We start from the raw sequence: 875 nt of genomic DNA, 5'->3' as shown, positions 1-875 counted from the left end.
GCCGTCGCGGCGACCGGGCTGGACCTGACCGGGCTGCGGACCGAGGACGCCATCCACCCCATGCTCCGCGGCCTGGTCCGTGCGCAGTCGCGCCGTCGCGCCGCCCAGGCCGTTGCGCCCTCCGAAGCACCGTTGGCGCAGCGTCTGTCCGGGCTGTCCTCCGCCGAGCGGGAACGGGCGCTGGCGGACCTCGTACGGAATCAAGTGGCGGCCGTACTCGGATACGGCGACCCAGGCGACGTCGACGACGAGCGGTCCTTCCTGGACCTCGGCTTCGACTCTCTGACCGCAGTGGAACTGCGCAACCAGCTGGGCGCGGCAACCGGCCTGCGGCTGCCCACCACGCTCGCCTTCGACCACCCCACCCCCGCCGCGCTCGCCGCCCACCTCGCCACGGAACTGACACCGGACGACGCGTCTTCCGACTCCGGAGCCACGGTCGTCCTGAAGGAGATCGACCGGCTGGAGGCCGCACTGAGAGCCGTTGCGGAGGGGGACCGCAACGGGTCCCTGGAACAGATCACTGCGCGGCTGCGGGAGTTGATCGGCATCGCCCAGGCGAACGGTCCCGGCACCGGACGAAAGACCGAGTCCGACCTGGACTCCGCCACTGACGAGGAGCTGTTTGCCCTGGTCGACGATCTCGACTGACCCCGACCCGCCATCCATCCCATCCCGAGGAGCTGAGAGCACGTGGCTGACGAAGACAAGCTTCGCGACTACCTCAAGCGGGCCATCGCCGACGCGCGCGACGCGCGCAGGCGCCTGCAGGAGGTCGAGGAGAAGGAGCACGAGCCCATCGCGATCGTCGGTATGGCGTGCCGTTTCCCGGGTGGGGTGGGGTCGCCGGAGGATCTGTGGCGGCTGGTGGCCGA

2 protein-coding genes are annotated in these 875 nt (G+C 70.6%); both read left to right on the top strand.

Features of this window, described 5'->3' with window-relative positions:
* A partial coding sequence (locus IE286_RS27830; protein ID WP_233975613.1) for a phosphopantetheine-binding protein occupies nucleotides 1–651 on the top strand: 651 nt, incomplete at its 5' end.
* Between the two features lie 42 nt (nucleotides 652–693).
* Nucleotides 694–875 (top strand): polyketide synthase docking domain-containing protein (locus tag IE286_RS27825; RefSeq protein WP_308437397.1); only part of this gene is annotated, 182 nt, incomplete at its 3' end.

This window comes from Streptomyces thermodiastaticus (assembly GCF_014656135.1).
Classification (GTDB): Bacteria; Actinomycetota; Actinomycetes; order Streptomycetales; family Streptomycetaceae; genus Streptomyces; species Streptomyces thermodiastaticus.
This window is presented reverse-complemented; position numbering and strand designations above follow the sequence as displayed.